Annotated in this window: 8 protein-coding genes; 5 read left to right on the top strand and 3 right to left on the bottom strand. The window is 38.3% G+C overall.

Annotated features, from left to right (window positions below; all coding sequences use genetic code 11):
• The first annotated feature begins 129 nt into the window (after window positions 1-129).
• A complete protein-coding gene (locus tag LX87_RS28340; protein ID WP_111631669.1) occupies window positions 130-1,053 on the top strand; it encodes a replication initiation protein in 924 nt (307 codons plus the stop codon).
• Window positions 1,054-1,122: 69 nt separating this feature from the next.
• Here LX87_RS28340 and LX87_RS28335 read toward each other — a convergent pair whose 3' ends face one another.
• The gene (locus tag LX87_RS28335) at window positions 1,123-1,467 is read right to left on the bottom strand and encodes a hypothetical protein (protein ID WP_229310872.1); all 345 of its coding nucleotides are present in this window, start codon (window positions 1,465-1,467) and stop codon (window positions 1,123-1,125) included.
• Between the two features lie 130 nt (window positions 1,468-1,597).
• On the opposite strand from LX87_RS28335, the gene LX87_RS28330 reads away from it, so the two are divergent.
• The 4 genes from LX87_RS28330 (at window position 1,598) to LX87_RS28320 (ending at window position 5,977) form a co-directional block, all read left to right on the top strand.
• Entirely contained in the window at window positions 1,598-1,999 is a 402-nt protein-coding gene (locus LX87_RS28330; protein WP_111631668.1) for a hypothetical protein, read from the top strand.
• Window positions 2,000-2,081: 82 nt separating this feature from the next.
• Window positions 2,082-2,795, top strand: coding sequence for a hypothetical protein (locus LX87_RS28695; RefSeq protein WP_146624608.1), 714 nt, complete (start codon window positions 2,082-2,084; stop codon window positions 2,793-2,795).
• A complete protein-coding gene (locus LX87_RS28325) occupies window positions 2,795-5,062 on the top strand; it encodes an NACHT domain-containing protein (protein ID WP_111631667.1) in 2,268 nt (755 codons plus the stop codon). The genes LX87_RS28695 and LX87_RS28325 overlap by 1 nt, the downstream gene beginning before the upstream one ends.
• Window positions 5,063-5,263: 201 nt before the next feature.
• On the top strand, window positions 5,264-5,977 hold the full coding sequence (locus LX87_RS28320; protein ID WP_111631666.1) for a hypothetical protein: 714 nt from the start codon (window positions 5,264-5,266) through the stop codon (window positions 5,975-5,977).
• Window positions 5,978-6,108: 131 nt separating this feature from the next.
• Here LX87_RS28320 and LX87_RS28315 read toward each other — a convergent pair whose 3' ends face one another.
• Together LX87_RS28315 and LX87_RS28310 are read right to left on the bottom strand one after the other, a co-directional pair.
• The gene (locus LX87_RS28315) at window positions 6,109-6,993 is read right to left on the bottom strand and encodes a DUF5712 family protein (RefSeq protein ID WP_111631665.1); all 885 of its coding nucleotides are present in this window, start codon (window positions 6,991-6,993) and stop codon (window positions 6,109-6,111) included.
• 19 nt (window positions 6,994-7,012) lie between these two features.
• Window positions 7,013-7,654: a BfmA/BtgA family mobilization protein gene (locus tag LX87_RS28310; protein ID WP_111631664.1), complete on the bottom strand. Its 642-nt coding sequence runs from the start codon at window positions 7,652-7,654 to the stop codon at window positions 7,013-7,015.
• Window positions 7,655-7,777 lie beyond the last annotated feature (123 nt).

The raw sequence follows: 7,777 nt of genomic DNA, 5'->3' as shown, positions 1-7,777 counted from the left end.
TAATAAAGACGCGTTTGGTCGGTGAAATAAGCTTAATAAAGACGCGTTTGGTCGGTAGAAAAGACGCATTTAAAATAGTACGAGTTTTTTTAAAGAGATTTTTTATATTTGTCTATAAACCCAATAATTATGCCCAGACCTGTAGAAATTTGGCAAGATAACGTACTAACGGTTGCTCGTTATGAGATGACCGAAGCAGAGAAGAACATACTATACATGGTTGTTGCTCAAGTACGAAAAGAAGACCTTCCTACAAAGATGTATCAAGTATCGATAAAGGAAATGGCATCCTTAGCAGGCTCAGACGAATTGAAGTTTGAAACTTATAAAAAGGCGACAGAAAAGCTCGTAGGACGAGTATTTCAAACTACCTTACCCAACGGTAACCTGCTGCAAGCTACTTTCTTTGCATCAGCTGAATACAAACAAGGTAATGGCATCATTGAACTTGAACTATCACAGAAAGTACGGCCTTTCTATGTTGATCTAAGTCAGCGATTCACTAAAATACAACTAGCAGCAGCTATCTCCCTTAACTCAGCTTACGCAAAACGTATTTATGAGATACTCTGTATGTATAAAAACATGCAGAATAAGACATTTTGTCGTAATCTGGTAGAATTAAAAACAATGCTGGGCATTATTGATCCTAAGAGCGGAGAAGATAGTTACCCAACGTGGACCAAATTTGAGACAAGAGTGCTAGAAATAGCTGCAAAAGAGATTAATGGCCACACTGACCTCACATTTAACTATAAACCAATTTATGGCGACCGGCCAGGAAGGGGTCGTAAACCCGTCGTTGAGGTTGAATTTGAAGTATTCTACAAAGCCAAACCTGAATCTATCCAAACATCAAACATACATGAACGACTTATTAAGCAGTTCAGATTACGGCCAGATCAAGCTGATCAAGTGCTAAGTATGCATTCTATTGAGACTATTAACCGACAGCTCTATGATATCCATACTAAAGCAGTTGATGGCAAGGTGAAGAATATAGGTAGTTACACAGCCAAAGTATTTGGCTTAGAAATCAAGGGAAATCATTAAATAGGAATTCTATGAATGCAACCGCGATATGGATCTGCGTTCTAAATCATCTCTTATAGAACGGTCTGCTTAACTAAACAAACGCTGCCAAAAAGATTTTTTACCTTGCTCTGGCATTCTGTTAGTCAAGGCTTCAACCATCTTAGTGAGGTGGTCTATTTGATTCTGAATATCTAAGGGAGCAGATGGTAACTGGCTTTGAGTGAGTTGTCCTTGGACAAATCCACGAACATCCTCATTCAAGTATTGCCCTATGGTTTTACCTGTGCGTTCGGCTGCTTTCTCAATAACACGCCTGGTATCTGGCTCAACCCCTCGGATAGACCAAGGTACTGGCGCCGCTTTAGCACGGGGTGGACGACCCATTTTTACCGGCTTATCGGTAGATGTAGCGCTTAAAGTACTTTCTGTCATACTGTTTTTAGTCGCCATATACTTTCTGTCATACAAGTGTACAGCACATAAGTACGAAGAAATCAGGCTACAACAAACGTGTAGTACAAAAACCAATTCTTGCACTACCAAATTCAATCACTCATCATATATGAGATTAATTAGAAAATCACTAATATGGGAACATCCTGCAGGATTTGACTCTATACAAGGGTTGCTTGACTATGCCCATAATTACGCTTTACATCGCTTAGATGGTTTAGTCATATGCTTTAATAAAGAAGAGATTAATAATTTCAATTCTCCTTATCATAACTTTAAGGAGCTAGAGAAGGAAGGATATATTAAAATAGAATGGCGTACAGCAGAAAATAATCCCTCATTAGAATGCATATATCAGATTGACCTAACAGTAAAAGGTAAAATCTATTACGAAGAGTTAAAAAAGAAAACCATAATCGGTTCTACTCGCGAAAGAGCTAAAACCATTTTTTGGGCTATAGTATCATCTGCAATAACTGCCTATTTGGTTATAAAACTTGGACTTAAATAACAATTCTTTAGTATTATTACTCTAAAACACATCAATTTATCCTTTAATAGTTCTGCAATAATTAATAACAAGTACATCAAAAATGGCTAATATAATACTAGTAGATTATGACAATTTAGAACGCGGTGATAGAAATAAAGGCTTAGTTTATGTAACAGAAAAGATAATTGATACTGTAGCCTATAAAGATCTTAATGGTAGAAATATTCTGTTAAGATTATATGGAGGTTGGTATGAAAACAACAAGCTTTCTAGAGCAGCGCAAGATTTATCTATTGAAGTATCAGCAAACTTTCCAAGACCAATCCTTTTGAATGATAGAACGAACAAAGTAATAGTAAATATAGAGATGGCATATAGTTTAATATCTCAGCCTCATAATCATCTATTTCATACTTTCCGAACGAGAGGTGCTCCGACAGGCTTACACTGCCATGATCCATTTTCTATTAGCGGATGTCTAAAGACGGGTTGTCCAACTAAAGAAGTGTACAACTTTGTAAAAAATGATATTTGTAATGCATGTAATACTATCAGCCCTAGTGATATTTTTTATAGGCGCGAGCAGAAACTAGTTGATACTATGCTGACTTCAGACCTAATTCATTCGGCAAATACAAATACAGTAAAATCTAATATTGCCATAGTATCTTCTGATGATGATTTCTGGCCTGGCATACTAACAGCATTATATAGCGGTGTAAAAATATTTCATATTCATACAAAAGGTAGACGGACAAATCCTTTTTACTTAAACACAGCTAATTCAAACTACTTTCAAAAACAACTTCAATAATGAATATAAGCGACTTAAAAAGGATTCTAATTTCTTTCGCTGATAATCAATCAGATGTTATAATAAATAAAGGAGAGATACTAGCTGCAATCCGTGGAGAAACTATTCAAGCCACTATAAAAAATAAAGACGGCGAACTATATATAGTAGAAAATGAGGTTGAAGAAAAGGTACTATATTGGATAGCGAATAGAATTGCTAATTTACAGCAGTTAGCTCAAAGAATTATTGATTACACAAGAAAATCTGATTCATTCGTCAATCCCACAGGTAAATTATTAGACGACATAGAAATTGATCCTACAGAGACAGAAAAATACACAGAAAATGTAGTTGAAGAGCTACAAAAAAAACTTGGCGAGCCTATTCCTGGCACATCCAATGTGTTATATCTAACTTCAGATGCAGGAGAAGGAAAAACGACGATAATTAATGAACTAGCTAGAAAGCAAGCTGAAAACTATATAAACAAGAGTACTAATTGGCTTCTCATTCCCATACCTTTAGGCGGCAGACCATTTCTAAGATTTGATGATATTGTCATTGCTTCTTTAGTCAACAGATTACGCTTTAGATCTTTTTATTATGATTCTTTTATAGAGTTAATAAGACTTGGTGTAATTATCCCTGGCTTCGATGGATTTGAGGAAATGTTTATGGAAAGTAGTACAGGTGAAGCCTTGTCGGCTACTGGTTCTTTGATGAGCAAACTGAATTCTTCTGGCTCTATTTTAATTGCTGCACGAAAAGCTTATTTCGATTATAAGAGTTTCAACTCACAAGCAAGACTGTTTGATTCTATAGGCACTAATTCTGTTTCGTTTTCAAAAATTTCAATTAATCGTTGGGATAAAAACAAGTTCTTAGAGTATTCTATACTCAGAAATATTGAAGAAGGAGAAGAGATATATGAGATCGTAGAAAGAAAACTAACAAATTCGCATCCATTACTAACACGCCCTGTACTCGTTAATCAGCTCCTTGATGTTGTCAAAGATGCTAATGATATACAAAATATATCTAGCTCTCTAGAGACGACCAGTAATTACTTTCCTGTTTTTGTTGATGCAATTATTAAACGAGAAGCGGAAACGAAATGGATAGATAGGTCTGGTGAGCCATTTAAACCATTACTTAATAAATCTCAACATTACGATATTTTATCAACGATTGCAGAAGAAATGTGGTTGAACAACACAGATTCCTTACAAGAATCTGTATTAGACTTAATTGCTGAAATCTACTGCGAGTCTCTCAACTTATCAGCTTCATTGAGCAGACAGGTTAAGGAGAGACTCAAACAACATGCTCTCATAATCAAATCAGATATTAATCAAAATCAATACAGATTTGACCACGATGAGTTCAAAGAATACTTTCTAGGCATTGCTTTTGCAAAAAGATTTCAAGAAAAGAAAGCACTTGAAATAAAGCATTTAATGCGAAAAGGGGTTATTAGCTATCAAACAGGAGAAACAATTGTAATTTCTTTAAAAAGCCAACAAGTAGATATATCAGATTACTTAAAATTATTAAACACAATACAGGTTGGGGAAGGGTCAACGTCTTTTATTCGTGAAAACAACGGACTTGTATCTATAAAATTAATAAACAATGAATCTTTAGAAAACGATATGATAGACAATTATATATTTCCTACAGATGCATTAAGTACTGTAAAATTAAGTGGAGTTATCATAAAAAATTCTTACTTTCAGTCTACAAGTCTGAAGGTATCTAGTATCAATAACTGTATTTTTGACAACTGTACTTTCGATAGATTAGAATATGACAATAGTGCCTCTATTGAAAATGTAATTCTTAAAGACTGCTTAATTGCTGGAATATACAATACAAATTTAGAGGTTGATTATTATGATCCATACCACATAAATTTGGAGCTTGAAAATCTAGGGTTCACTATAAGGTCATCTAACGATGAGATAATAGAAAGAAGGGTAGTACAAATAGATAGAGACTTAGACTTAGTCGATCGAGCCTTAAGGAGATTTTTACGATCTACACAGGTAAACGACACCATTTTCAGAATGCGTTTAGGTAGCAGTGGAGAATACTTTATTCAAGACTTGATTCCAATTCTTATTGAAAATAACATACTTCAAGAAGTTGACTACATAGGAGGGGGAAAAGGGAAAAGGCGTTTTAAGCTATCCACTCCTTTTGAAGTTATAAATGAGGCTCTTAAAAAGAGCGAAGGAAGTTTCAATAGATTTTTAGAGTTAGCTAATAACAACAGTAATGGCTAGCATCCGAGAGTTTGTCTCTGACAGTACAGTCAATCTTAGAAAAATCTCTTAACATAATGGTAGTTATACAACACCCCTTAGAATAGTACAATTATCTAACATTGCTATACAAGGAATAAAAACGAGGTTTACTTTTGATAAAAATCTAGTTAATACATTAATTATCAACCTTTTATTTATACTTATAAATCAAATTTATACATGGCTGACTCTAAGAGTAACTTCATTACTATTGTTGTAGCAGTAATTGGCTGGTCGGGTACAATAATTGCAGCTTTGATAGCTAGCCAAAAATCTAATTTGAACAGTGATTTAGAAAAGGAGCTTGTAACTGCTAAGCAAAGTACAAATCAAGCCGAGCGGAAGCTCACTGTATCTGTCCAACAACATGATAGCTTAATAAATTCTTATAATGACCTTGTAAAACGTTATAATGCATTACCTTGTAATCAGGAGAACACAGGAGAACTAAAAAAACAAGAAGATCTCTCACCATCTACTCCATTACAAGAAGAGGATATTTTTCCTCTCCCAACGATATCAGAATCCAGACAAGGACAGCATTACCTTCAAATCAAGAGAGTTGTAGGGAACTCAAAAACTAAATTGGTAACGGTCAAATTTCTATCAACAAATGAACGCTATGATGGAAGTGAATATCTTTACATGCTCGAAAGTATTGGTACATTTCAAGGCAAAACTTATTACGCTATTCGTGGGAAACTAGGTGATAAAAAAGGAGAAGGGCAAGATCAATATACAACCCCAGGTATGCAAACAGTTGCAGGAGATCCAACTTATGCTGAAATTATTATGAATGATGTACCAACTACAGTAAGTAAGTTTAGTACACTAATTATTAACATTAACGGGGATCGGGTTTCTCTAAAAAATGTACCAATTACTTGGCAGTGAAAACGATTTGAAGAGTAGTCATAGATTATAGTCTGTAACTTATCGTCTTAGGCTCTACTGCTATGTTTACTTTATTTTTTCATTTGATTTATATTAGATACGATTGAAAAGGATATGAAAACGAGGATACCTTACATCCCTAAACCCAAGCTCCGGTTATGTTGCCGCTCCAGCTGTCGGGTTAGTTCAAATTGCTGACTTAACTCCATTTTCTGGGCCTGCTCCCGCTGCATGCGTAACTCTTCCGCCCGCCGGAGATCCGCAGCTAACTGCTGCTGGCGCTCCTGCTGCACATCGCGTAATTCCAGCGTCAGGGCCGCCCGCTCCGGAGCGGTGCCGTTGCTCATCGTGTTCTGGTAACGGAAACTCTCGTCCAGCTCTCGCCGGTAGTTCAGCCGCTGGTCAAACGCCCGTTCGCAACGCTCTTTAAACGCAACCCGGTTGAACTGACCGAACTTACGGCCGTGCTCGACACTCTTGCCCTGGCCCCGGTGATTCGTTAGCGGACTCAGCAGCCGCTTGTTTTGCATGTCCTTGCGGCTGACGATGATCTGCACGTGCATCTGATAGCCCGCTTTGGCTTCCCCCCGCTGGCTTACTCCCTGCTGGACCGACGAGTCGGTCCACTTGTAGCTGCGGTTATATTCGACTTTGCCGTACCACTTCACATCATCCGGCCCTAATCCCTTCTGAAAGTTGGCCGCGTATTCAACCATCACGCTGCGGGCGTAGTCTTTCAGCTTCTGGGGGTCATTACCAATGTGTTGCAGCTCCTTCTGGGAGGGGCTGATGTTAATCAGGTAGAACTTGGCTTCCGTCTGCTTGAGCTTGGCCGTATTGCCGTCGATGCCTTGCCGGACCTCGGAGGGCTGGATATCCGCTCGTTGCTGGTTGAACCACCGTTCCGGTTGCTGATCCGTTCGAAGCCGGTTCTCCTTCTCCAGATAATCGACCAGTGCGCTGCAACTGCCAGCATTGCTGCCCGTGGCGCTGGTGGTAATGTTTATATGGGGCATGTTGGAAAGGGGTAAAAGATTACAACTGATCGACCTGGCTACGGATGTGTTCCTGCAAATCCTTCACGGCCCGCCCCTGCGTTAGGGCATTCAGGGCTTCCCGCTGCTGGATGTAAGTTTCCAGTAAGGCCCTAAATCGGCCTTTTAAGACATTCTTCTCTTCGCGCTGTGCCTTTTGTACTTTTTGGTAGGATCGTGTCTCAGCGAGCAGATTTTCCAGCATAGCGGCCATGTTCTCCTGCTGTTCTTCTAATTCCTCCTGTTTTTCGAGCAGCGTCTTGTTTTCTTTCTGGCGTTCCTGCTGGGTTTTCAGGTAGTAGCCATGCACATAGTGTTGCTCATCAAAACTGAACAGGGCTTCAAACTGCTCGCGGAATCCAGCCAACGAGCGCTGCAGCTCCCGTTGTTCGACCATCAGGGGGGTTAGAGCTTCCTTCTCCTGGGTCTTGATGAAAGCGATGATGCGGTTGATGCCTTGCCCTAGCTCTTTCTTGAGCAATTCGTCGTTCAAATCGCCCGGATCCTTCTTAGACTTGTAGAAATAGTCCACCATCTGACCGAACAGCTCCTGTTTACTGCGCCCCAGCTTTTCACTTAACTTACTGAATTTCAGATCAGTATCTGAATTGAAGCGGACGGATTTACTGGCTTTTGCTTCCATAAATAAGCAGCTAAGTATACTAAATATGGCCTAAATATCCTAAAAAAAGGCTTTTTATACTATAAATATACTTTTTGCTTACTATCAAGATTGGTTAATTACTAATAAATTGTTGAAAATCAG

This window comes from Larkinella arboricola, from assembly GCF_003259745.1.
GTDB lineage: Bacteria > Bacteroidota > Bacteroidia > Cytophagales > Spirosomataceae > Larkinella > Larkinella arboricola.
Note: the sequence above shows the minus strand (reverse complement) of the source record. Positions and strands in the feature narration are given on the sequence as shown.